Annotated in this window: 25 protein-coding genes; 14 read left to right on the plus strand and 11 right to left on the minus strand. The window is 32.0% G+C overall.

Annotation, left to right across the window (positions count from 1 at the left end; all coding sequences use genetic code 11):
• Nucleotides 1-212 precede the first annotated feature (212 nt).
• Nucleotides 213-791: a non-canonical purine NTP diphosphatase gene (locus ACIQZC_RS01930; protein WP_396137549.1), complete on the minus strand. Its 579-nt coding sequence runs from the start codon at nucleotides 789-791 to the stop codon at nucleotides 213-215.
• A 91-nt stretch (nucleotides 792-882) separates the two neighbouring features.
• The gene (locus ACIQZC_RS01935) at nucleotides 883-1,302 is read right to left on the minus strand and encodes a lipocalin family protein (protein ID WP_396137550.1); all 420 of its coding nucleotides are present in this window, start codon (nucleotides 1,300-1,302) and stop codon (nucleotides 883-885) included.
• A 124-nt stretch (nucleotides 1,303-1,426) separates the two neighbouring features.
• Here ACIQZC_RS01935 and ACIQZC_RS01940 point away from each other — a divergent pair, with 124 nt between their 5' ends.
• Together ACIQZC_RS01940 and ACIQZC_RS01945 are read left to right on the plus strand one after the other, a co-directional pair.
• A complete protein-coding gene (locus ACIQZC_RS01940) occupies nucleotides 1,427-2,749 on the plus strand; it encodes a hypothetical protein (protein WP_396137551.1) in 1,323 nt (440 codons plus the stop codon).
• Between the two features lie 214 nt (nucleotides 2,750-2,963).
• Nucleotides 2,964-4,223: an aminotransferase class I/II-fold pyridoxal phosphate-dependent enzyme gene (locus ACIQZC_RS01945; RefSeq protein WP_396137552.1), complete on the plus strand. Its 1,260-nt coding sequence runs from the start codon at nucleotides 2,964-2,966 to the stop codon at nucleotides 4,221-4,223.
• Between the two features lie 44 nt (nucleotides 4,224-4,267).
• On the opposite strand, the gene ACIQZC_RS01950 is transcribed toward ACIQZC_RS01945, so the two are convergent.
• Together ACIQZC_RS01950 and ACIQZC_RS01955 are read right to left on the minus strand one after the other, a co-directional pair.
• Complete coding sequence (locus tag ACIQZC_RS01950; RefSeq protein ID WP_396137553.1) at nucleotides 4,268-5,386, minus strand: GNAT family N-acetyltransferase; 1,119 nt, start codon at nucleotides 5,384-5,386, stop codon at nucleotides 4,268-4,270.
• A gap of 2 nt (nucleotides 5,387-5,388) precedes the next feature.
• Nucleotides 5,389-6,354, minus strand: coding sequence for a transporter (locus ACIQZC_RS01955; protein WP_396137554.1), 966 nt, complete (start codon nucleotides 6,352-6,354; stop codon nucleotides 5,389-5,391).
• Nucleotides 6,355-6,460: 106 nt separating this feature from the next.
• Between ACIQZC_RS01955 and ACIQZC_RS01960 the strand changes: the two genes are divergently transcribed.
• The 4 genes from ACIQZC_RS01960 to ACIQZC_RS01975 all read left to right on the plus strand — a co-directional run bounded on the left by ACIQZC_RS01960 (nucleotide 6,461) and on the right by ACIQZC_RS01975 (nucleotide 12,134).
• A complete protein-coding gene (locus ACIQZC_RS01960) occupies nucleotides 6,461-6,715 on the plus strand; it encodes a DUF4834 domain-containing protein (protein WP_396137555.1) in 255 nt (84 codons plus the stop codon).
• Between the two features lie 87 nt (nucleotides 6,716-6,802).
• Complete coding sequence (locus ACIQZC_RS01965; protein WP_396137556.1) at nucleotides 6,803-9,313, plus strand: YfhO family protein; 2,511 nt, start codon at nucleotides 6,803-6,805, stop codon at nucleotides 9,311-9,313.
• A 43-nt stretch (nucleotides 9,314-9,356) separates the two neighbouring features.
• Nucleotides 9,357-10,652: a glycosyltransferase family 4 protein gene (locus tag ACIQZC_RS01970; protein WP_396137557.1), complete on the plus strand. Its 1,296-nt coding sequence runs from the start codon at nucleotides 9,357-9,359 to the stop codon at nucleotides 10,650-10,652.
• 15 nt (nucleotides 10,653-10,667) lie between these two features.
• Nucleotides 10,668-12,134 (plus strand): lipopolysaccharide biosynthesis protein, encoded by a 1,467-nt coding sequence (locus ACIQZC_RS01975; RefSeq protein ID WP_396137558.1) that lies wholly within the window; start codon nucleotides 10,668-10,670, stop codon nucleotides 12,132-12,134.
• A gap of 61 nt (nucleotides 12,135-12,195) precedes the next feature.
• On the opposite strand, the gene ACIQZC_RS01980 is transcribed toward ACIQZC_RS01975, so the two are convergent.
• Nucleotides 12,196-12,885: a hypothetical protein gene (locus tag ACIQZC_RS01980; RefSeq protein ID WP_396137559.1), complete on the minus strand. Its 690-nt coding sequence runs from the start codon at nucleotides 12,883-12,885 to the stop codon at nucleotides 12,196-12,198.
• Between the two features lie 280 nt (nucleotides 12,886-13,165).
• On the opposite strand from ACIQZC_RS01980, the gene ACIQZC_RS01985 reads away from it, so the two are divergent.
• Nucleotides 13,166-13,351 (plus strand): hypothetical protein, encoded by a 186-nt coding sequence (locus ACIQZC_RS01985; protein WP_396137560.1) that lies wholly within the window; start codon nucleotides 13,166-13,168, stop codon nucleotides 13,349-13,351.
• A complete protein-coding gene (locus ACIQZC_RS01990) occupies nucleotides 13,335-13,895 on the plus strand; it encodes a Smr/MutS family protein (RefSeq protein WP_396137561.1) in 561 nt (186 codons plus the stop codon). Before ACIQZC_RS01985 ends, ACIQZC_RS01990 begins: the two co-directional genes overlap by 17 nt.
• A 15-nt stretch (nucleotides 13,896-13,910) precedes the next feature.
• Here the strand turns inward: ACIQZC_RS01990 and ACIQZC_RS01995 are convergent, their stop codons facing one another.
• Nucleotides 13,911-14,417, minus strand: coding sequence for a hypothetical protein (locus ACIQZC_RS01995; protein ID WP_396137562.1), 507 nt, complete (start codon nucleotides 14,415-14,417; stop codon nucleotides 13,911-13,913).
• Nucleotides 14,418-14,632: 215 nt separating this feature from the next.
• Here ACIQZC_RS01995 and ACIQZC_RS02000 point away from each other — a divergent pair, with 215 nt between their 5' ends.
• Nucleotides 14,633-15,754, plus strand: a complete 1,122-nt coding sequence (locus tag ACIQZC_RS02000) for a cysteine desulfurase family protein (RefSeq protein WP_396137563.1) — start codon at nucleotides 14,633-14,635, stop codon at nucleotides 15,752-15,754.
• Nucleotides 15,755-15,802: 48 nt separating this feature from the next.
• Here the strand turns inward: ACIQZC_RS02000 and ACIQZC_RS02005 are convergent, their stop codons facing one another.
• Both ACIQZC_RS02005 and pyrE read right to left on the minus strand, forming a co-directional pair.
• Nucleotides 15,803-16,192 (minus strand): SRPBCC family protein, encoded by a 390-nt coding sequence (locus ACIQZC_RS02005; protein ID WP_396137564.1) that lies wholly within the window; start codon nucleotides 16,190-16,192, stop codon nucleotides 15,803-15,805.
• Between the two features lie 93 nt (nucleotides 16,193-16,285).
• A complete protein-coding gene (gene pyrE / locus ACIQZC_RS02010; protein ID WP_396137565.1) occupies nucleotides 16,286-16,933 on the minus strand; it encodes an orotate phosphoribosyltransferase in 648 nt (215 codons plus the stop codon).
• A gap of 7 nt (nucleotides 16,934-16,940) precedes the next feature.
• Between pyrE and ACIQZC_RS02015 the strand changes: the two genes are divergently transcribed.
• Nucleotides 16,941-17,525 (plus strand): NUDIX hydrolase, encoded by a 585-nt coding sequence (locus tag ACIQZC_RS02015; protein ID WP_396137566.1) that lies wholly within the window; start codon nucleotides 16,941-16,943, stop codon nucleotides 17,523-17,525.
• 18 nt (nucleotides 17,526-17,543) lie between these two features.
• Here ACIQZC_RS02015 and ACIQZC_RS02020 read toward each other — a convergent pair whose 3' ends face one another.
• Complete coding sequence (locus ACIQZC_RS02020) at nucleotides 17,544-19,268, minus strand: M14 family zinc carboxypeptidase (RefSeq protein WP_396137567.1); 1,725 nt, start codon at nucleotides 19,266-19,268, stop codon at nucleotides 17,544-17,546.
• A gap of 95 nt (nucleotides 19,269-19,363) precedes the next feature.
• On the opposite strand from ACIQZC_RS02020, the gene ACIQZC_RS02025 reads away from it, so the two are divergent.
• Together ACIQZC_RS02025 and ACIQZC_RS02030 are read left to right on the plus strand one after the other, a co-directional pair.
• On the plus strand, nucleotides 19,364-20,710 hold the full coding sequence (locus ACIQZC_RS02025; protein WP_396137568.1) for a DEAD/DEAH box helicase: 1,347 nt from the start codon (nucleotides 19,364-19,366) through the stop codon (nucleotides 20,708-20,710).
• The gene (locus ACIQZC_RS02030; protein ID WP_396137569.1) at nucleotides 20,711-21,346 is read left to right on the plus strand and encodes a class I SAM-dependent methyltransferase; all 636 of its coding nucleotides are present in this window, start codon (nucleotides 20,711-20,713) and stop codon (nucleotides 21,344-21,346) included.
• A 1-nt stretch (nucleotide 21,347) separates the two neighbouring features.
• On the opposite strand, the gene coaD is transcribed toward ACIQZC_RS02030, so the two are convergent.
• Complete coding sequence (gene coaD / locus ACIQZC_RS02035) at nucleotides 21,348-21,806, minus strand: pantetheine-phosphate adenylyltransferase (protein WP_396137570.1); 459 nt, start codon at nucleotides 21,804-21,806, stop codon at nucleotides 21,348-21,350.
• Between the two features lie 2 nt (nucleotides 21,807-21,808).
• Nucleotides 21,809-22,783 carry a D-alanine--D-alanine ligase gene (locus tag ACIQZC_RS02040; RefSeq protein WP_396137571.1) on the minus strand — a complete coding sequence of 325 codons (975 nt, stop codon included), beginning with the start codon at nucleotides 22,781-22,783 and terminating at the stop codon, nucleotides 21,809-21,811.
• 116 nt (nucleotides 22,784-22,899) lie between these two features.
• Between ACIQZC_RS02040 and ACIQZC_RS02045 the strand changes: the two genes are divergently transcribed.
• Nucleotides 22,900-23,562: a PASTA domain-containing protein gene (locus tag ACIQZC_RS02045; RefSeq protein ID WP_396137572.1), complete on the plus strand. Its 663-nt coding sequence runs from the start codon at nucleotides 22,900-22,902 to the stop codon at nucleotides 23,560-23,562.
• Nucleotides 23,549-24,278, plus strand: a 730-nt coding sequence (locus ACIQZC_RS02050) for an RluA family pseudouridine synthase (RefSeq protein WP_396137573.1), incomplete at its 3' end; no start/stop codon positions are given. The genes ACIQZC_RS02045 and ACIQZC_RS02050, both read left to right, overlap by 14 nt.

Genomic DNA, 24,278 nt, shown 5'->3' on the forward strand with positions numbered 1-24,278 from the left:
CTGACGGATTCTCAAATCCTAGATCTTTAATCGCCAGCAGTAGCGACTCATTCAATCCTAATTGTTCAAATTTATTCATATATTATTTTAAATTGGGTGCAAAGGTAGGGTTAATATACTATATAAACTAATTTGTTAGGTATTGATTTTCAATTTGTTAAATATTTAAAGTAGATTCTGTTTTGTCAAAAAAGTAGTAGCTTAGAAGATGGCTATAAATTTTTTGATAAATAACGAATTAATTGTTGGACTGCAATTCCTCTATGACTAATAGTTGTTTTTTCTTCAAGTGATAATTCAGCAAAGGTTTTATCGTGTCCTTCGGCGATGAAAATTGGGTCATATCCAAAACCGTTTGTACCTATTTTTTCATCAATAATTTTTCCATTAATAATACCTGTAAAGAGTTGTTGTGTACCATTTAAATTAAGACAAATGACTGTTTTGAAATTGGCATTTCGGTTGGTTTTATCTTTTAATTCCGATAAAAGCTTATCCATATTATCATTTGCATCTTTTTGTTCTCCAGCATAGCGAGCAGAATAAACACCCGGTGCGCCATTTAAAGCATTAACTTCAAGACCAGTGTCATCGGCAAAACAATCGTAACCATAGTTGGAGGTAACATAATTGGCTTTTAATATAGCATTTCCTTCAATAGTTTCAGCTGTTTCAGGAATGTCCTCGGTGCAACCTATATCTTCTAAACTAATAATTTGTATGGCATCAGATACCAAGGCTTGAATTTCTTTTATTTTATTTTTGTTATTGGAAGCGAAAACTAATTGCATGAGAAGTTATTAAGTCCTCAAAAGTAGGTTTTTGAGGACTATAATACAATTTAATAGATTAAAAAAATCACACAAAAAATGATTTTTGTTATTATTGTCTAGTGTAAGTTAAAACTACTCCATTAGCAAAAGTACCTCTTAACCGATTAGCGTCTAATAATTCGTAATTTCCAGTTTCCTCAGTATTGTCTTCATAGGTAACGGTTATAGTTGTGTTTGTTGCTTTCCATTTAATATTATTTGATTCAGAAAATTGGTCAACTGGAGAAATAACTTCATTAAATCCATTTATTCCAGTTCTATCACTTCTAAAAGTAAAAAATGATCTGTAATATGTATTAGGATTATTATTTCCATTTGGATGTGGTGTAGTCAATGATTCCCAACTTCCAACTAATTGATTTTCAGACTGATTTAAAGGTACAATACTAGAATCATCACCTCCGCTACAAGCTATTATTGTAGTACATACTGTAACGATTAAAAATAATTTTTTTAAATTTGATTTCATTTCTGTTTAGTTTTTTAAGTTAATAAACCAAAGGACACAAAAAGAAATGGAATTAGAGAAAAAAAAATCGAATACCGTATTCATCCCCTATTTTGTAATAATCTAATTTTGCTATTTTTACAAAATGAAAAATATATATATTCTTTTTTTATTTTTAGTTTTTTCAGAGAATACATCCGCTCAGGTAAAACTAGTTGAGAAGCAAGGAAATCATTTTTTGTTCACATACAAAAATAGCACCTATTTAATTGAGAATGACTCCATATTCAATATTAGTGTATTTCAAGAAGGGTTTCCTAAATTGCACGGTCTTCCCATGACAGAATTTAAATTCATCGAAACCCCAAAAATTGGTTACATGAAAAATGCTTCTTCTGGTATTGTGTTTTCTTTTAATGGAAATCAGTTTAAAAGATTGGATCATTCATTTGATTTTAAAAACCAATTTAGAAGTTATACTTTTTTTCATAATGGTTTTTTGATGGATTTTGGCGGCTATGGATTGCATAGTTTTAAGAACATAATTACTTATTTTAGTTTTGCCAAAAAAGAAACAGAACTTTTCAATCAAAAAACACCAATATCAGAATCTCCTTTTGCAAGAGATCGAATGCTTGCACAGTACTCTAAACGAAATTTATATATTGGGCAAGGGCACGGCATTCCAAGTGATAAAGAGCAACCATATCAAAATGCGGGATTGATTTCCGATTATTGGAAATTTTCTTTTGAAGATAATTCTTGGACTAAGCTTGGTGAAGGATTGACTGAAGTTGTTTATCCCTATGATGTTTTGTATGAATTTAACAATCATGCTTTTGTCATTTCTGATAAATGTGTTTTTGAAGCGGATATTGAGAGCAATCAAATGATAAGTTATCCCAATGCTAATTTTGATATCATCAAATCATTAAATAAAAATAATACATTATCAACTCTAACTTTTAATACATCGGAAAATGGATTTTACTTTGTAATTGATAAATCAATTGATAAATCAGAAGTTTTATTTGTAAAAAAGGATGATTTTTTAGGAGCTAAAAGAGTGTATTCTAAATTATATTCAACAAATTCAAATATAAATGCTGTTTTTTTATTTTTTGTAATTATTCTAATCATAGTTTTAGCATTCTACTATTTTAAATCAAAAAAATCTTCAATTCACCGAATCGAACAAAAAATAAATACCATTGAAAAATCTTTGAAACAAGAGGATATTATTCTTTTACATCAATTAATTTCTGCATATCCAAATTATACTAATTATTCTACATTTTTAGATTTGTATCCAGATCATTTAGGTTATGAGTCAAAGAAGAAAAAAATACGTCAATCAATCATAGAAATTGAGGAATGTTTAATTCGAATAGTAAAAATTGAAGGTCCAGTGTTTCTATATAGAAAAAATATTGAAGACAAAAGAGAAAAACAAATCCGAATCAGATAATTATAAAATATAAAAGCCGATCTGGAGCGATCGACTTTTATGGTGAACGTGTAACCACATTTCTGTGCGTTCGGGTACAAATGTACGTTCAAATTATTAATATACAAGCGATCCACAAAATTTATTTCACTGTATTCTTTTTTCATACGGAATAATTATAATAAAAAGTTTTTTCTTTATACTTTTGTCTCGTTTTAAACACCTATTAAATATCATGGTAAAAGATTTATTCGAAAGAATTCAGAACAATAAAGGTCCGTTAGGAAAATGGGCTTCTCAAGCAGAAGGATATTTTGTATTTCCAAAATTAGAAGGAGAATTAGGCCCGAGAATGCAATTTCAAGGAAAAAATATTTTAAATTGGAGTTTGAATGATTATTTAGGTTTAGCCAATCATCCAGAAGTTAGAAAAGCAGATACTGAAGCAGCAATGCAATATGGTGCCGCTTATCCTATGGGAGCTCGAATGATGAGTGGACATACAAAGTTTCACGAACAATTAGAAAATGAATTAGCTGCTTTTGTAATGAAAGAATCGGCTTATTTATTAAATTTTGGATACCAAGGAATTATGTCAACTATTGATGCTTTGGTTACAAGAAATGATGTTATTGTTTATGATGTAGATGCTCACGCATGTATTATTGACGGAGTTCGTTTGCACAGTGGAAAGCGTTTTACATACAAACATAATGATATAGAAAGCATGGAAAAAAACTTGCAACGTGCTACAAAATTAGCTACTGAACAAGGAGGAGGAATTCTATTTATCACCGAAGGTGTTTTTGGAATGCGTGGTCAACAAGGAAAGTTGAAAGAAGTAGTTGAAATGAAAAAGAAATACAATTTCCGTTTGTTAGTTGATGATGCACATGGTTTTGGAACATTAGGTAAAACCGGAGCTGGAGCAGGCGAGGAGCAGGGTTGTCAAGATGGAATAGATGTTTATTTTTCAACTTTTGCAAAGTCAATGGCAAATATTGGTGCTTTTGTTGCAGCAGATAAAGAGATAATTGATTATTTGAAATATAACTTACGTTCGCAAATGTTTGCCAAAGCGTTACCAATGATTCAAACTGTTGGTTCATTAAAACGTTTAGAATTATTGCGTAATTCATCTGAAATAAAAGATAAATTATGGGTAAATGTTAATGCTTTGCAAAACGGATTAAAAGAAAAAGGATTCAATATTGGCGACACTAATACCTGTATTACTCCTGTATACCTTGAAGGTTCTATTCCTGAGGCAATGATAATGGTAAACGACTTGAGAGAAAATTATGGAATTTTCTTATCTATTGTAGTATATCCTGTTATTCCAAAAGGAATTATTTTATTAAGAATGATTCCTACCGCTTCACATACAATTGACGATATTAATGAAACACTTACTGCTTTTGAGGCAATTCGTGAAAAATTAGTCAACGGAACATATGCTAAAATTGCAGAAGCAAGTGTTCAAAATGTAGAATAAAAAAATAATTTTATAAAAAAAGGGATTCAATTGAATCCCTTTTTTTATAGCTCTTTTCGATAGGTACGTCTGCGTTTATTAACTTTAGAATTAAAATTTTTCCATAAATTATGAATGGCATGATTTTCTTCTAATTCTGGTGTTCTAATACAAGTTTCAATTCCTTTTGCTTTGCAAACTTTGTGTAGTTCTTCAAAAAGAATAGCCGTAACACCCTTGCTTTGGAATTCAGGAGCAACACCAATGAGATAAAAAACAACTTCTTTCGATTTTTTTCTAGCTTGTAATAAATGGTAAAATCCAAATGGGAATAATTTACCGTTCGCTTTTTTAAGTGCTGAAGCAAATCCGGGCATAACTATTGCAAACGCAATCATATTTTCCTCTTTATCCATTACAAATTTAATAAACTCAGGATTGATGAAACTAATGTATTTTTTCTTGAAATACGCTTTTTGAATAGTATTTATAGGAACAAATGATTGTAGTTTTGAATAAGTTGTATTAAACAAATCAAACATTTGATCTACATAAGGCATTATGTCTTTAGTCTTTGTAAAATTTAAAGATTTTAGTTGGTATCGTTCTTTAATCAGTCCACTAAACTTATTAAATTGTGAAGGATCTATATCATTAAATGAAAAAGTACTTTCTTGATACGATTTTTCGATGGTAAGCCCTAATTGTTCAAAATGCTCAATGTAGTAGGGCATACTATACCAAGTTATCATATTTCCCATTTGATCAAACCCTTCGGATAATATTCCTACTTTATCTAAATTTGAAAAACCCATAGGTCCTTCAAGATGATTCATTTGGTGTTTTTTTCCTAATTCTTCTACTTTATTTAAAAGTGCTTTTGTTACTTCGATATCATCAATGGCATCAAACCAACCAAATCGAACTTTTCTTTTTTCTAAAATAGTTACTTCTTCCCAATTGATTATTGCAGCAATTTTACCAACGATTTTATCATCTTTATAGGCCAAATAAAAATGTGCTTCGGCGGTTTGAAGTGCAGGATTTTTTGTTTTGTCAAAGGTTTCAAGTTCTTCGGCAATAATAGGTGGAATCCAATAGGGATTATTTTTGTATAATTTGAAAGAAAACATAACGTAATCTCTCATGTCTTTTTTAGAAAGCGCTTCTTTTATTGTTATCATTTTTATTCAACAGAATCTTTACGTTTCTTGGCTTCTTTTTCACCTTTCTTTTTCATTTTTTTATCCATCTTACTGCCATTGTCTTTTTCAATTTTGATTTCTTTGTAGTTATTTGCAAAACGCCATGAAAAACCTATTCCACCAGTAATTATGCTTGGTGTTTCTTTAATATTTTTACCAATAGAGGCATCAATTTGCATTTCTTTATTGAACAAATATGCTGCTCCTGCTCTTAGTATTCCATCCGAATAATAATCTCCCATAAAACCTTGATTTTCAATAAATCCAGACCATTTTTTGTTGAATCCTCTAGTTAAAGTTAAAATGTAATCGATACTTGCAAAATCGGTTCCTATTTTATTATATGCAACATTAGTAACTAAAACCCATCGACTACCGAATTGATTTTGTGCAATTACCATCGCTTTTGGACTTATTTTTGACTCCTCAACTGTAACAGGAGCATAATTAAAAGGATTATCCGTAAAGTTTAAATTGACACCCGCATAAACTGCAACTGCCGGTAGTAATTGTCTCCATTTAAATTTTTGATTAGCTTTCCAGCTATAAACATTAGGTTTTTCTTCGTAGTTTTTAAATGGATCAAAAACTAAATATTTAGCACCAAATAATGTTTTCTTTAAGGCACTTCTATTTTTTTCAAGATTTGCAGAGGTATAGGTATCGTTTTGGTATTGTATTTCTGCAATTAATTCGAGTTGTTCAAAGAATAAGCCCCAACGAATGTCAAACTCTCCAATCAATCCATTTGCTTTGTAATCAAGTGATTTGTGATCTTCACTTACATAATTAATACCCGATTCGGTTTGAAAAATCGATTTTCCAACAGAAAACGCCATCATTGATCTTCCAGGGCGATTAGAGTTAATATCATCTGTAAATTGTGCCATTGCGCACTGAGTTACCATGAACAGGCTCAAAACAAGAAGCGATTGTAAAGATTTCATACGATTTAATTTATCCTCAAAAATAGTTATTTTATAATAATTTTAAGAAACAATTTACAAGTTTTACCAACAAAATCTGTATTTTTGAATTTTAAAATTAGATCATATGGAAATGGCTTCAGGCTCAAGCTTTTTAAGAACCTTAGCAATTATAATTTTAAGTTATTATTTGTTCAAGTTTTTAATGCGAATTTTTGCACCAATAATTATGCAAAAAGCAGTGAATAAAATGCAAGAAAAAATGCAAGAACAGTTTAAACAACAACAAGAACAACAAAATAAGACTTCTCAGCCAGAGCATAGTATACCTAAAGAGAAGAAAGTAGTTGGTGATTATATTGATTATGAAGAATTGAAATAACCCTATTTTACCCATTAACCAAAAGGATATTTTAACAATATCCTTTTTTTAGTTACATTAGCACCTTATTATTTTTATTACAATATCATGAAAAAAATCAATAAAATTGTTCCTCATTTACTAGTGCTTATCGGATTTGTTTTAGTTTCCATCATCTATTTTTATCCGGTGTTACAAGGAAATAAAATTTTCCAATCCGATATCGTTCAATATACCGGAATGGCAAAGGAGCAAAATGATTTTAGAACAGAATCAAATGAAGAACCTTATTGGACGAATAGCGCTTTTGGTGGAATGCCAACGTATCAGTTAGGCGCAAAGTATCCTAATGATGCCATTGGTGCTTTAGACGATATATTGCGTTTCTTGCCCCGTCCAGCAGATTATTTGTTTCTCTATTTCTTAGGGTTTTATGTGTTATTAATGGTATTGAAAGTAGATCCATTGAAAGCCTTTTTTGGAGCTTTAGCCTTTGGATTATCAACCTATTTAATTATAATTTTAGGAGTAGGACATAATGCTAAAGCACACGCCATAGCATACATGCCTATGGTGGTTGCTGGAGTTTTATTAGTTTTCCAACGAAGGTATATAATTGGAGGCCTACTAACCATGGTTGCGGCAGCATTAGAAATTAATGCCAATCATTTCCAAATGACTTATTATTTGTTATTTTTATTAATGATAATGGCTATTTATTATGTTGTTATTGCAATTAAAAATAAGGAATATGTAGCATTAGGTAAAACAGTTGGCGTTTTTGCAGCAGCCGGAATTTTAGCCATCGGAGCAAATGCAACAAATTTATTGGCTACTGCAGAATATACCGATTTTAGTATCCGAGGAAAAAGCGAATTAACTTTTAAACCTGATGGATCAAAAAATACAACTAATTCAGCAATGGAGCACGAATACATTACTGAATATAGTTATGGAATTGCCGAAAGTTTTAATTTAATTGCTCCAAGACTTTTTGGAGGTGGAAATAGCGAAACATTAGCTGAAGATTCGGCATTATATTCATTTTTATTAAATTATGGTGCCACGCCTGCTGAAGCCCTTCAAACCGTTGAATATTATGGTAAAACCTATTGGGGCGATCAACCCATTGTTGCTGCGCCGGCTTATATTGGTGCAATAGTTTTCTTTTTAGCCGTTTTAGGATTGTTTCACGACAAACTTAAAATAAAATATGTTTTTTTAGCAGGAGCAATACTTTCTTTATTGCTTTCTTGGGGAAAAAACTTTGATGGTTTAACCCGATTTTTTGTTGATTTTGTGCCTTTTTATGATAAATTTCGTGCCGTTTCTTCGATTCAAGTAGTCTTAGAATTATGTCTTCCGGTATTAGCCATCATGGGTTTACAATCGTTTTTCTCAAATGACAAGGATAAACAATGGACAAGTTTATGGAAAGCTACTGCTACAAGTTTAGGTTTAATAGTTGCTTTATTTTTAGCAAAAGGATTATTTAATTTTTCAGCACCAATTGACCAACAATTGATGCAAATGTTTGGCGAAAGTCAGGATAAATCATTTGGAATTAGCTTCATAAATGCCTTAAAAGAAGATAGAATGAACTTCTACACCAGCGATTTAATGCGTTCGGGCTTGTTTATGTTGGCTGTTGCGGTTATTTTATGGTTATATATCCAAAATAAGTTAGCACAAACCACAGCTGTTATTTTGGTAGGATTTTTCATGGTTGCTGATTTATTTATGGTCGATAAACGTTATGTGTATAACAATCCAGACCAATTTAAATCTGCTCGCGAAGTCGATATGCCATTTGAGCCTACTGAAGTCGATAACCTCATTTTAAAAGATACTTCAAATTATAGAGTTTACGAAATTCAAGGTAGAATGCAAGCTAGAACTTCTTATTTTCATAAATCTGTTGGTGGTTATAGTGCCGTAAGACCTCGACGTTTTGATCAATTATTTGATTATAATGTGGAGAAAAATATCAACGAATTAGGAAGTTCAATCGATTTTCAAACACTAAGTTTTACAAAAAGTAATCCGGTTTTGGATATGCTAAATGTAAAATATGTTATTGTGCCAACAGGTCAAGGTGATGTGCCAATTACAAATCCATTTGCTAATGGCAATGCATGGTTTGTTTCAAAAATAAAGGTAGTCAAATCTGCTGATGAAGAAATTAAAGCTTTAAATAGTTTAGATGTAACTAATGAGGCGGTTGTTGATACATTTGAAGATAATGGAAAATATTTTAAAGGTGGATTTATTAGTTCAAAAGATTCAACAGCTTCAATTCAATTAAAATTACACAAACCAAATCATTTAATTTATTCATCAGAAAATTCTAAATATGGATTTGCAGTATTCTCTGAAAACTATTATGAAAACGGTTGGAAAGCTACTATTGATGGAAATGAAACTAAAATACATCGTGTAAATTATGTATTACGTGGTTTACAAATTCCAGCAGGAAAACATACTATCGAATTCAAATTTGAGCCTCAAGTAGTTAAAACAGGAAGTACAATTGCTTTAATCAGTTCTATTGGAATGCTTTTATTAATAGGAGTAGGAGTTTATTTGGTGCGAAAAAAAAGATTTAAGATTGATGATTAACGATTTTTGATTTTTGAACTTGAATTTGTAATTGAACTTGACATTGAAACCAACAAAAAAAATACTCATCATATCCTATTACTGGCCACCTGCTGGAGGTCCGGGAGTGCAACGTTGGTTGAAATTTGTTAAATATTTGCCCGATTTTAATATTGAACCGCACGTTTATATTCCGGATAATCCAACATATCCTTTGCTTGATGAAAAATTAGTAAGCGAAGTTTCGGATAAAGCCATAATTATCAAACAACCAATTTTTGAACCTTATGGATTGGCTTCGGTTTTTTCAAAAAATAAGACTAAAAAAATCAGTTCAGGTATCATTCCGAATCAAAAAAAACAATCGTTTGTAGAGAAAGCCATGCTTTGGATTCGTGGCAACGTTTTTATTCCTGATGCAAGAGTTTTTTGGGTAAACCCATCGGTAAAGTTTTTGAAAAAATATCTGAAAGAACATCAAATCGATACGATAGTTACAACTGGTCCGCCACATAGTATACATTTGATTGGGTTGCAATTAAAAAAGGAGCTCAACATTACTTGGTTGGCCGATTTTCGTGATCCTTGGACAACCATAGGCTATCATAAACAATTAAAATTGAGTTCTTGGGCTGCCAACAAACACAAGTCTTTAGAGAAAGAGGTCATGAATACATGTGACCAACTTATTGTAACTTCGCCAAGTACTAAAACGGATTTTCAAATGATTACATCAAAACCTATTGAAGTGATTACAAATGGTTATGATGAGGAAGTAGTGAGTAAAAAACCTTTGGACGAGAAATTTACTTTAGCACATATTGGATCATTTTTGTCGGCACGAAACCCACAAATTTTATGGAAAGCTTTGCGAGAATTGACTGAAGAAAATTCGGAATTCAATCAGCAATTTCAGTTAAAGTTAATAGGCGCGGTGAGTGCTGAGGTATTGCAGTCTATTAAAGAATTTAAGTTGGAAAACCACGTTAATCTTCTTGGATATATGCCGCATAATGAAGCAATAATTGAACAACGCAGTTCGCAAGTTTTGTTGCTTATCGAAATTGATTCAGAGGAAACTAAGTGTATTATTCCTGGCAAATTGTTTGAATATATGGTTTCGGAACGCCCAATTATCGCCATCGGACCAGAAAACGCAGATTTTGCTCAAATTATAAAAGAAACCAATACCGGAACGTTTTTTAAATACAATGAGTTTGACACTCTGAAAAAACAAATTTCAACTTGTTTCGAGGAGTTTCAACAAAATAATTTGAAAGTAAATCCAGTGGGATTGCAACAATACAGCAGAAAATCATTGACCGAGAAGTTGTCAAAACTTTTGAATTCTAAATTCTAAATTCATACTTCAAAAATGGGAATAGTCATCAAACAATCAATTAGAAACACAATCACAACTTTTTTAGGGTTTGGAATTGGTGCGTTGAATATCTTGTTTATGTATCCCTACTTTTTAGGAAAAGAGTATTTCGGATTAACGGGTTATGTGTTATCAGCAGCTAATATTTTGTATCCCATTATGTCTTTTGGAATTCAAAATACGTTGATCAAATTTTTTAATGAAAACAATAAAACAGAACAAGAGTTGAACAGTTATATGACTTATATGTTGCTGGTTCCGTTATTTTTTATTACGCCATTAATGGTTTTGTTTTACGTGTTTTATGATACCATTGCAGCTTACGAATCTCAAGAAAATCCTATTATTAATTCATTTGTTTGGGTTATTCCAATTATCGGAATTTTTATGGGCTATTTTGAAATTTTCTATGCATGGTTGCGTGCGCACATGAAATCGGTTTTTGGAAGTTTTGTGAAAGAAGTTTTTGTTAGGATATTGATAACCATTTTGCTTTTTGGAGTCTATTTTGAATACATTACCCCATCAGATTTTATTTATTCACTGGTTTTGGTCTATGGAATAAGCCTTATGTTGATTGTTTTTTATGCTAATAAAGTCAAGAAAATCGTTTTACATTTCAAAACACCAAAACAAAGCAAAGCGATTCTAACTTATACGGTTTTTATTATTTTATCGGCAAGTATAGCCAATATGTTGTTGGATATTGATAAGTACATGATTAAGCATTATATGAAAATTGATAATATTGCTTTTTATTCGGTAGCCATTTTTATAGCAATGGTAATTTCTGTTCCTAGCAGAGCCATGCACCAAATCACTTATCCGATAACAGCAAAGTTGATGAGCGAAAATAAATGGCAAGAATTAAACGATTTGTATAAAAAATCTTCAATTACTTTGCAAGTTGTTGGCGGTCTGATTTTGCTTGGAATTTTAGTGAATATTAATCAATTATACTTAATGTTACCGGTTGAATATACTCAAGGTTTATTTGTTGTTTTTGCGATTGGGTTGTCAAAATATTTTGATTTAATTTTAGGAAATAACAATGCAATTATCTTCAATTCAAAATACTACCGAACAGTTTTAATACTGGGGTTACTATTGGTAGTGCTTATAGTGTTGTTAAATATGTATTTTATTCCTAATTTTGGTTTGAATGGTGCCGCATTCGCTACTTTAATTGCAATTACTTTATACAGTGTAGCAAAACTGTTTTTCGTTGTTTTAAAAATGAAATTATTTCCATTTACCATTAAAACAGTACTTTCTTTAGTAATTGTTATTGTTAGTTTTTTTGTTTTTTATTATTGGGATTTTAATTTTTACCCCTTTGTAAATATTGTACTAAAATCTATATTAGTAACTGTGTTTTATGTGGGCTTGAGTTATTACTTTAAAATTTCTTCTGATATTAATTTTGTGATAACTTCTTTTTTTAAGAAAGTATTCAAATAAAAAAAATCCTGCTTCATCTTCCCAGAATCCACAGGATTTTAAAAACAAACTAACCAACCAACTATTTATCTTTTTTATTTTCTAATGCTTCTCTTTTGATTTCGGTTACATCTTCTTCAGTCATCTTAGCTTTAGAGCCGTCTTTTTTGAAGTAATAATAGTCATCATCGTTTCCATAATCATCATCATAATCGTCTCCGTAGCCATAGCCTCCGTTTCCTCCAGAATAATGAATTCCTCTAGGATTGTAAACATAACCGTTGTTAGCATAGTTTATAAATCCAAATATATCTACTATACGTCCTCTTCGGTCATAAATAATTCGCATATTTCCAATTCTTGTTACAGCAAAACTATTGTAGCTCATATATATTGTTCCTATTCGTTTTACTCGTCCAAAAACATCATAATTGATGTAAACATTTCCAACACGTCGTACTCTACCAAAATTATCGTGCTCAATTCTAACACCTCTTTCTAATGTTCCATAGTAAGCTCCTCTTGGAGAACCACTTGTTCCACTTGTTCTTGATCTTATTGGCCTAGTGTTGAAATCAAATTCGCCATTAGGAAACAACATAAATTCAATCCCACGTTCTTTAAAAATGATAGGTTCGGCATCTCTATAATCAATGTAAAAGCCTCTTCTATTTGTGTTGTCAGAAAAAACAGGGTTTTCTGACGCATAAGCCATACTTCCTACCAGAAGGATGCTGCTGGCTACTACTAAAAGTGTAATTTTTTTACTCATGAAGTACAGATTTAGTTTTCGGAATTCGTGAATCTTCGATTTCATGATACAAATATTTTAAAGATTAAACTAACAACTCCATTTTAAAACTCGTTTCTAAAAAGGTTGCTTGATTAGTTATTTTCAATTGCCGTGCCAAACTTTAAAACTGAACTGTAAATAATTTGTTAATGAGTTGTTATTGATTTTATTTGAAATAGAAAATCAAACTAAAATTGGTCCGAAAGAAAAAAAGTTACACTAAAAAATTCGTACTTTTGATTTCTTAATTTTGTAAATAATGAAACAATTTATATCGATATTAATAATTGCTGCTTTTGGAATTATAGCTTTATTTGAGCAGTCAAAATCTAAACCCAATCAACTTATTATGATTGGTGCAATGGCAATTTTCATGTATGGATTATATAGATTAATGAAACGAATACCTTCTAAAAACGAGGATGAAAATGATACAGAAATTTGAAATAGGTGATAAGGTTGAGGTTTTAGATGAAGCAATTTCGGGAAGAGTGGTTGCTATAAAAAACGAAGTTATTTCAGTTGAAACTAATGATGGTTTTATGATGACATTTTTTGTCAACGAATTAGTTAAAATACACAATTCCAATGATTTAAGTGGTTTTTTTTCAAGTCAAAGTTTAAGTTCGGTATTAAAAGATAAAGAGCTTCCAAAAAAGCGAAGTTTTGTTAAAGAAAAGAAATCTAGCAAGGATGAATTTGTGTTAGAAGTTGATTTGCATATTGAAAAATTAGTGCCTTCAAAACGCGGCATGAGCAACTATGATATTTTGACATTACAACTTGAAACTGCAAAACGACAACTTGATTTTGCAATAAAAAATAGAATGCCAAAACTAGTTTTTATTCACGGTGTTGGTGAAGGAGTTTTGAAAGCGGATTTAGATTTTTTATTGGGGCGTTATGATAACATTTCGTTCCAAGACGCAAATTATCAAAAATATGGATTAGGTGCAACAGAAGTCTACATCAAACAAAATGCGAATTGATCATTGAAAATATAATTATAAACTCGTTCTGTAATTTCCAAAATTATAAGAAGTAAAACTAAACGAATTTTCCGTACTTGAAAAATTTACGTTTACAAAACGAATGTTATGAGTATAACCAGTTACGGTTATTCCATCGGCAGCAAATAATTTATCGGTAATTATTTCAATGGTTCCTCCAGAAGCGTTCCACTCATTCGTTACAACAGGAGTTGCAGGCGGAAGTATGCTGCAAATATTAGTAGTATTTAAATTACCTGAATAGATTCGATAAATTATTTTATTGGTGCTATTTACTGTCACAATTCTAGGACTGCCATCTGGTGTTTCTTCATTTGCAAAACTAGTAGCAGGAATATTTAAAAGCAATAATTCATTTTCTTTAATTTTAAAAACCAAGTTATTAGATGTGCAACTTTGAACGGTTGCAGTTTCAAAATTAAACGATTTTAATGTTATATCTCCATCGTCACAAGCTTGTAATAAAAGAATAGAAGCAATTAAAAACAATAATTTTTTCATAGGTATAAGTGTGTTTTTCTATTAAATCAAAAAGCAAAAATAGCGGTTTTAATTTATTATTTAACTAAAGTATGTTATTTTAAACGTAATTCATTTTTAAAGTTTCTAAAATAAAATGATTTGTATCTTTGTAGTATGAAATGAGCACTTAACATTTTTTACCAATTTATATGTGCGAATTACATTTGACAATTAAAAACAATTAAAAGCCACTAATGAGAAAAGTGTATTTAGATAATGCCGCAACTACAGCCATTCATCCTGATGTCATTTCAGCGATGCTTGAGGTGCTTCAAAATGATTTTGGAAATCCATCTTCTACGCATAGTTTTGGTCGAAGTGCCAAAACTTTGTTGGAATCGGCTCGAAAATCCATTGCTAAATTATTAAATGCACAAGCTTCTGAAATTATTTTCACGTCAACTGCCACTGAAGCTACGAACTGGATTTTAACAAGTGCAGTTAAAGATTTGGGAATTCAACGCATTATAACAACTAAAATTGAGCATCATGCAACGTTGCACACGGTCGAACATTTAGCAAAAGAATTCGGAATTCAAGTTGAATACATTGCGATTTTGCCAAACGGAAACATCGATTATCAGGATTTAGCAGCGAAATTACCTTCAGATGTTCCTACTTTGGTTTCGTTAATTCATGTAAATAATGAAATAGGTACGATTTTAGACATTAAACGTGTTTCAGACCTATGCCAATATGCAAACGCACTTTTCCATTGTGATACTGTGCAATCTATTGGAAAAATGAATTTAGATGTACAAGATTTAGGTATCGATTTTTTAGTAGCTTCTGCACATAAATTTCATGGACCAAAAGGAATCGGGTTTGCTTATTTGAAAAAGAATTCGATGTTACAACCGATGATTTTCGGTGGCGAACAAGAAAAAGGAATGCGTGCTGGAACCGAAGCAGTACATCAAGTGGTAGGAATGGCAAAAGCGTTTGAATTAGCTCATGCGAATTTAGAGAACGATACCAATTACATTTCCGATTTAAAAGAGTATTGTTATTCGGAATTAAAAAAAATATTTCCAGCAGTCAAAATTAACGGAGAAAACACGTTTTATAACCTTTTGAATGTCCAATTACCCTTATCGGAAGAAAAGACATCAATGTTGCTATTTACGTTAGATATGAAAGGAATTGCCGTTTCGCGCGGAAGTGCTTGTCAAAGCGGAAGTGTAAAACCATCGCACGTTTTAGCCGAATTTTTATCGCCAGAAGAAGTTATAAAACCAAGTGTACGCATTTCATTCAGTCATTTCAATACGAAAGAAGATATTGATTTGCTGATTGAAGCTTTGAAAACTACATAAAAAAAGTCCGTTTAAAAACGGACTTTCATTTTTATTTAAAATACGGAATTATAATTTCCCCATATTTTCAGCCAAAGTTTCAATAAATTTTGTGATAGGCCCTTTGATCATCATTGCCATCATTGGGTTGAAATCGCCTTCAAACGCTAATTGAACATCAGTTGTATCGTTTACTTCGGTTAAGTTTGCAGTTAAAGTAAACGGTAATTTGCTTGAAGCAGCTCCTAAAACTATTTGCGAATTTGGAGTACCACCTTTTTTTACTAATTTAATTTCTGGCATACCTTTTAATCCAAACTCGAAGCAATTTTCGTCGATTACTTCAAATTTTGCGATATTTTCAGGCATTAATTTTTCGAAATTCTTTACGTCGTTCAAAGCATTGAATAAATATTCAGCCGATTTTGCTACGTTTACTTTTGGACTTTCTAAGTTCATATTTTTTTGTTTATAAGTTTAAAAGGTTAAGGGTTTAAAAGGATTTAGTTTAGAAGTAATTAATTATCCCAACTTCCTGCTTCTAACTCCCAACTATATTTCTGCGTTCCACTCAGCAGGATTTGCGTTCCAAGCGCTTAAGGTTTCTAGTTCGTTTTCTGAAACATATTGTTTGTCAAGTGCTTTCTCTAATAAATTTTCGTAATTACTAAGCGTGTAAACATCCAAATTAGCGGCCTCAAAACGTTCCTTTGAAACGGCAAATCCATAAGTAAATATAGCTGCCATTCCTTTGATATTAGCGCCTTCGTTGCGCAACGCTTCAACGGCTAATAAACTACTTCCACCTGTAGAAATTAAATCTTCTACCACAACTACGGTTTGACCTTTTTGTAAAAAACCTTCCACTTGGTTTTGTCTTCCGTGTTTTTTTGGTTCAGGTCGAACGTATACAAAAGGCAATCCCATTGCTTCGGCAACTAAAATTCCGATGCCAATTGCGCCAGTTGCAACGCCGGCAATAACATCAGGTTTACCAAATTTCTCTTCAATATGTTTGACAAATTCATCACGAATATAATTCCTAACCGCTGGAAATGAAAGGATTATACGATTGTCGCAATAAATTGGAGACTTCCAGCCAGAAGCCCATGTAAAAGGATTTTTAGAATTTAATTTAATTGCGTTTATTTGTAAAAGCAATTCGGCTGTTTGTTGTGCTGTGTTGTTATTAAAAATCATATTGCAAATGTATAAAGTTTTTGTGAACGATAAGCCACTTTTTTTGACAAATCAGGTTCAAAAAGAAACCGATTTCAAACTTTTTTTGTTAGAAAGTGTTGATATCAAGAAGTTGATCGTTAAAATATTTCAGCATAAAATTCAGAAAGCGTTTCTATATCATCCAGATGAGAAATTAATTATGAAAACACTTCGAGCCAAATTACCTGTGGAAAAAGCAGGTGGTGGATTGGTTTATAATGCAAATGGAGACGTACTTTTTATTTTCAGAAACGGAAAATGGGATTTAGCAAAAGGCGGCATGGAAAAAAACGAAACCATAGAAGAAACCGCCATTAGAGAAGTTGAAGAAGAAACTGGCGTTACTGGATTAGTCATTACCGAAAAACTGCAAAAAACCTATCATATTTTTAAGCGCAACGGTCGCTACAAATTAAAAATAACCCAATGGTTTGAAATGCAAACCAAATATGAAGGCACTCCTCAAGGTCAAGCCGAAGAAGGCATCGAGAAAGTAGAGTGGGTGAACCCAAAGAATATTCCGATGTTATTGAAAAATTCCTACGAGAATATTAAGTTGCTGTTTGAATAAGATCGTAAACGAATTTTATCAATTCACTCTATATACCGGATATTTCAAATGCGCTTTCTCATAATAAGGTGATTGTTTATACACCCAATCCAATTGTGCCGCACCGTTTTCAGCGAAAGCTTTGTCGTTTTGTTTCTTTTGGTCTAATTCGGCTTTGATTTTCGGGTTTTTGTCCAAAAATTCTTTGGCTAAATCTTCAAAAACATAACTTGAAAAATATTCTTTTTGTTGTAAAATAGGATCAAAGAAATTCCAATTGAAATAACTGTCCACCGCTTCAGGTTCTAAAGTTTCAACTAAATATTTCACTCCCGGTTGATTTGTGTAAAATACATAATCGCCATAATGAAACTGTACTTTTTGAGTAGATTTGGATACTTTCGTATTGTAATGTCCGTAATGCCCTTCATAAGGCGATTTTGACGTTTGATAGCTTTCAATTTTATACGATTCTACTTCAATAATCGTATCTTTTTGAATACGTTGTGCATTGATATTGTTTAATTCCAACAAATCTAATACGTGCCATTGCGATTGTGGAATAATATACGCTTTTGGAATATTTACAAATTCAGTTGGTTTATAATTTCCATAAAACGGAATTTTCTTGGTAAACGGTTTGCTCTTGTCGTAAAATAAACGGTCTTTTCCAGAAATATCACTTGGTTTGTAACCACCTTGATACCCTTTAAAATCAATATAAGACACTTTGGTAGAATCAATTGACCAATCCATTGGATATTGCATCCCAACTTGATATTCATTTAAAGCATCTTTACGCATTTGCTTAATTTTTTGCCAATTTGTATCTGCGAAATTAATCGTGCTGACCATAAATTCATAAGTAACTTTTACACGTTCTTTATACACTTTCAACATGTGTGTTTCTGGAACAAATCCTAAGGTATGAAATAAAGTGGTGTAACCTGTGGCATATCTTGGCGTATCGGTAAATTGTTCAAATCCTTTATCAGGCATATCGCCGTGAATATTTACATATGGCACCACGTCGATATTCTTTTTGTTCATGTCTTTTACAATTGAAGGGTACAATTCATTGATGAAATAGTTTCCTAATTTGTTTCCCAAACGTTCATGCTGGGTAGCAATGCAAGTAAATGTATATTGATAATCAGCACCATTAGAAACGTGATTATCTAAGAAAATATCAGGATTTAACTCGGTAAACAACTTTTGAAAACTTCTAGAATTTTTAGTGTCCGATTTAATAAAATCGCGATTCAAATCATAATTACGCCCATTTCCCCTAAAACCATATTCTTCTGGACCATTTTGATTGGCTCTAGAATGCGTATTTCGATTCAACATTCCACCCACATTATACACCGGAATAGCTGCAATAAAGGTGTTTTTAGCCGTTTTAATTTTTCCTATGGCTAAATCGCGCATTAATATCATTGTAGCGTCTATACCATCGGGTTCGCCTGCGTGAATGCCGTTGTTTATTAAAATTACGGCTTTGTTTTTAGTAAAATATTCGTCAAAATCAAATTTACCTTCGCTCGAAAAAAGTACTAAATGCAAAGGTTTTCCGCTATCTGTGGTGCCTTTGTGAATCATTTGAATGTTGGAAAAACGTTCGTCTAATTGTTCATAATACGCAATACATTCTTCATAAGTAGTAGATTGATTGCCATTGCCACGTTCAAAAGGCGTGGATAAATCGTTTTGTGAAAAAACAAAAATTGAAAAGAAAAGCAAACTTATAGTTAAAAAACGCATAGCATATCGGTATTTGATTTTCAAAAATAATGAATCTTTTTAGCATATTTTTTAATTCTTAATTTTTAATTCAAAATTGGCTTTATCTTTGCGGCATGAGTCAAAAACCGTATTCCAACAATGTGCTATTGAATCTTGGTATTCAAAGTTTAAATAAAATGCAAGAAGTAGCGCAACAAGCTATTTTGAATGAAGATAATATTTTATTGCTTTCGCCAACAGGCTCGGGGAAAACCTTAGCTTTTTTATTACCCATTTTTCAATTATTAGAAGAAGACGTAAAAGGTGTGCAATGCTTAATTTTAGTGCCTTCGCGCGAATTAGGTTTACAAATTGAACAAGTTTGGAAAAAAATGGGCACGCATTACAAAGTCAATACGTGTTATGGTGGACATTCAATAGATATCGAAATCAATAATTTGAGTAATCCTCCAGCGCTTTTAATTGGAACACCAGGAAGAATTGCCGATCATTTAGACCGAGGAAGTTTTGCTACCGATAACATTAAAACGTATGTGTTAGACGAATTTGATAAGTCGTTACAATTGGGTTTCCATGAAGAAATGTCTTATATCATTGGAAAAATCACGAGAGCCAATAAACGTATTTTAGTTTCTGCGACTTCAGGTGTGGAAATTCCGAAATATACAAAAGTAATTGATCCGAAAGTAATTGATTTTATTCCTAACCAAAAACAGAACGATAATTTAGATGTTCGCATCGTATTTTCGAAATCAAAAGATAAAATTGATTCGTTGTTTCAGTTGATTTGTTCACTAAATTCAGAAGCTGCGATTATTTTTTGCAATCATAGAGAAGCGGTAGAACGCATTCATGAAATGTTAACGCAAAAAGGCATTATTTCCACGTATTATCACGGCGGATTAGACCAAGACGAACGCGAACGTGCTTTGATTCAGTTCAGAAATGGAAGTGTTTCCTATTTGATTACGACTGATTTAGGCGCGCGTGGTTTGGATATTCCTGAAATGAAACACGTAATTCATTACCATTTACCCGCAAAAGAAGACGAATTTACCCACAGAAATGGTAGAACCGCACGTATGTTAGCCACCGGAACCGCTTATGTACTGATTCACGAGACCGAAAAGAAATCTGATTATTTTGATTATGGCAAACGAAGATTAGATGTTTCCAGTGCGAAATCATTACCAAAAGCACCTTTATATCAAACGCTTTACATCAGCGGCGGAAAGAAAAATAAGTTGAATAAAATTGACATTGTAGGTTTCTTTTCGCAAAAAGGAAAACTGGAAAAAGACGATATAGGACTAATCGAAGTCAAAGATTTTATTTCGTTTGTAGCGGTTAAATATCCAAAGGTGAAATCGTTATTGCAAAACATCAAAGAAGAAAAAATGAAAGGGAAGAAATATAAAATTGAGGTTGCGAGAAAAGTTATTAAGAAAGAGGAGGAGTAAATGATTACACATAATTGCCCATTATGTAATTCTAATGCAACGCAATTTTGCGATAAACCAAAGCATTTGTTTTATAAATGCACGAATTGTGCAGGGATTTTCAGACCCAAACATACTTTTTTATCTGCTGAAGAAGAGAAACAACATTATGAAGAACACAATAATGATGTTTTTGACGAACGGTATCAAGCGTTTGTTTCACCAATAGTGGAGGCTATTTTATACGATTTTTCTCCAGAGGCTAAAGGTTTGGATTTTGGATCAGGAACTGGTCCAGTAATAGCTAAAATGTTAACCGATAAAGATTTTCAAGTTCAGAATTACGATTTATTTTTCGCAAATGAACCTTCACTTTTGAAACAAAAATATGATTACGTTTCGTGTTGCGAAGTAATGGAGCATTTTCATCATCCGCATCAAGAATTTGAATTATTGAAAAGATTATTACTTCCAAATGGTAAATTATATTGTAAAACAGAAGTTTTCAACAAACAAAAGCCATTTGAGAATTGGTATTATAAAGATGATTTCACCCATGTTTTTATTTACCAACTCAAAACCTTGGAATGGATAAAATCTGAATTTAGTTTTTCGAATTTAATTATAAAAGAAAAATTGATTGTGTTTGAAAACTAGTTTACTTCTTTTTTAACACCGATTCAGGAACTAATTGTGAAACATCGCCACCGTTTCGTAATACATCACGCACTATACTTGAGGAAATAAAAGAAGTTCGAGCGGCTGTTAATAAAAAAATCGTTTCTATTTTCGACATAATTCTGTTTGTATGTGCAATGGCTTTTTCAAATTCAAAATCGGCAGGGTTTCTCAAACCACGTAAGATGAATTCTGCATTTTCTTTTTTGCACAAATCAATGGTCAAACCCGAGTAGGTGATGACTCTAACTTTTGGTTCGTCTTTGAAAGCATCTTCAATAAATCGTTTTCTATCTTCTAACGAAAACATGTATTTTTTTTCAGCATTGACACCTATGGCGACAATCACTTCATCAAATAAAGAAACGCCTCTTTTGATAATATCAAAATGACCGTTGGTAATTGGATCAAATGAACCTGGAAATATTGCTTTTTTCATAATTACTTCTTTAATGCCAATTCAATAGCGTTTTCAAATAATTCAGGTAATAAAATTCCAGCTTCGCGAGCTTGTTGCGGTAAAATACTTTCGGTGGTTAATCCTGGAATCGTATTCATTTCTAACATGTGCGGTTCATTGTTTACGATAATGAATTCACTTCGTGAAAAACCTTTCATTTTCAATACTTCGTATGCTTTTTTAGCAACCGCTTCAATTTTAACTTTCAATTCGTCTGAAATTCTTGCAGGAGTAATCTCTTTAGATTTTCCCAAATATTTGGCTTCGTAATCAAAAAAGTCGTTTTCCGATACGATTTCGGTAATTGGTAAAACGGTAACCGTTCCTTTGTAATTGATTACACCTACTGAAACTTCTGTTCCGTCTAAGAAACTTTCTATGATGATTTCGTCGTCTTCTTTGTAAGCATTTTCAATCGCAGGAAGGAATTCTTCTCTAGTTTTAACTTTCGAAATCCCGAAACTTGAACCCGATTTATTTGGCTTTACGAAACAAGGTAAGCCCACTTTAGCTAAAATAGTTTCTATGTTGATTTCGTCGTCTAAATTCAAGTAAAACGATTCTGCCGTTTTGATTCCGTATGGTTTTAAAACTGACAACATATCACGTTTGTTGAATGTTAACGCTGCTTGATAATAATCACAAGACGTTTGAGGAATATTTAATAATTCGAAATAAGCTTGCAACAAACCGTCTTCACCAGGTGTTCCGTGAATAGCATTAAAAACGACATCAAAAATAATTTTTGAACCATTTACAATTACTGAAAAATCGTTTTTATCAATTGGAAATTCGACATCATTTTCATCTACAAACACCCATTTTTCTTTGAAAATATGAATGCGATACGGATTATAGTTAGTGCGATTCAAATTATTGAATACAACATTACCACTGGTAAGTGATATTTTATATTCGCTGGAATAACCTCCCATTACGATGGCTACGTTTTTCATCTACTTTTTCTTGTTTTGGTAGAACAAAATTACATTATTTCTTTAGAATTTTGTAATTATATTTGAAAGGATTTATTCTTTCAATTTTTATATCTTTGCTAAAATATCTTAACAGTATGAGTTTGTTTAAATACATAACCAGTAAAGCCTTTTTTCTTCAAGCTTTCATAGCGTCTACTATTGTGGCGGTTTTTACTTTTTTATTGATTTTATTTTTAGATTTTAGAACAAATCACGGCCAAGAAATTAAAGTGCCTGATTTATCTAAGATGAAATTAGAAATTGCAGAAGAAAAATTAAACGAGATTGATTTAGAAGTATTTTTATTAGACACTGTTGATTTTAATGCCGATTATCCTCCGTTTACGATTTTGGAACAAGATCCAAAAGCAGGAAGCTTAGTAAAAGACGGACGAAAAATATATGTAAAATTAAATGCTGGTGAATTTACAAATATTGAAATTCCTGAATTTAAGGATAAAACCTATCGTCAAATTTTAGCAACTATAAAATCATTAACCTTAAAAGAAGGTAAAAAATCGTATAAACCACACATTGCAAAAGATGTCGTTTTGCAAATTTATCAAAACGGAAGACGTTTGAGAGCTGGAGATATTGTAAAGAAAAATTCGACATTAGATTTTGTGTTGGGTGACGGAAAAGAAGTTTTTAACGAAGAAACGTTTAGTTCAGAGGAACCAACCGATACTTTAGCTCCTGTGGACAATCCTGAGGATGTAAAACCAGTTGAATTTAAAGAGAATAATGGCGGAATATAAGGCAGACAATGAATTAGAAGATGAATTATTTGAACACCATCGGTTTGAAGCAGCTAAAGGGCAATCTTCTTTGCGAGTGGATAAATTTTTGATGAATTTGATTGAAAATACCACGCGAAATAAAATTCAACAGGCTGCAGAAGCAGGATCAATTTTAGTGAATGATATACCAGTAAAGTCAAATTATAAAGTAAAAGCTGGCGATATAGTGCGATTGGTTTTAGCACATCCTACTTATGAGCAATTACTCACGCCAGAAAATATTCCGTTAGATATAATCTTTGAAGACGATCAATTGTTGGTCATTAACAAACCAGCAGGAATGGTGGTTCATCCAGGTCATGGAAATTATTCAGGAACTTTAGTCAATGCGTTGGCATTTCATTTTGAAAATTTACCAATGAATAGTTCTGAACGCCCAGGTCTAGTGCATCGTATTGATAAAGACACAACCGGATTGTTAGTTGTTGCTAAAACCGAACATGCGATGGCTTATTTGTCCAAGCAATTTGCCGAAAAAACTTCAGAGCGAGAATATATTGCTTTAGTTTGGGGAAATATTGAGGAAGAAGAAGGCACCATTGAAGGCAATATCGGTCGCCATGATACCAATCGAATGCAAATGGCGGTTCACGAAAGTGAAGAAAAAGGAAAACCAGCAGTTACCCATTTTAAAGTTTTGGAACGATTTGGCTACGTTACCTTAATTTCTTGTC

It is taken from the genome of Flavobacterium sp., assembly GCF_044338735.1.
GTDB lineage: Bacteria > Bacteroidota > Bacteroidia > Flavobacteriales > Flavobacteriaceae > Flavobacterium.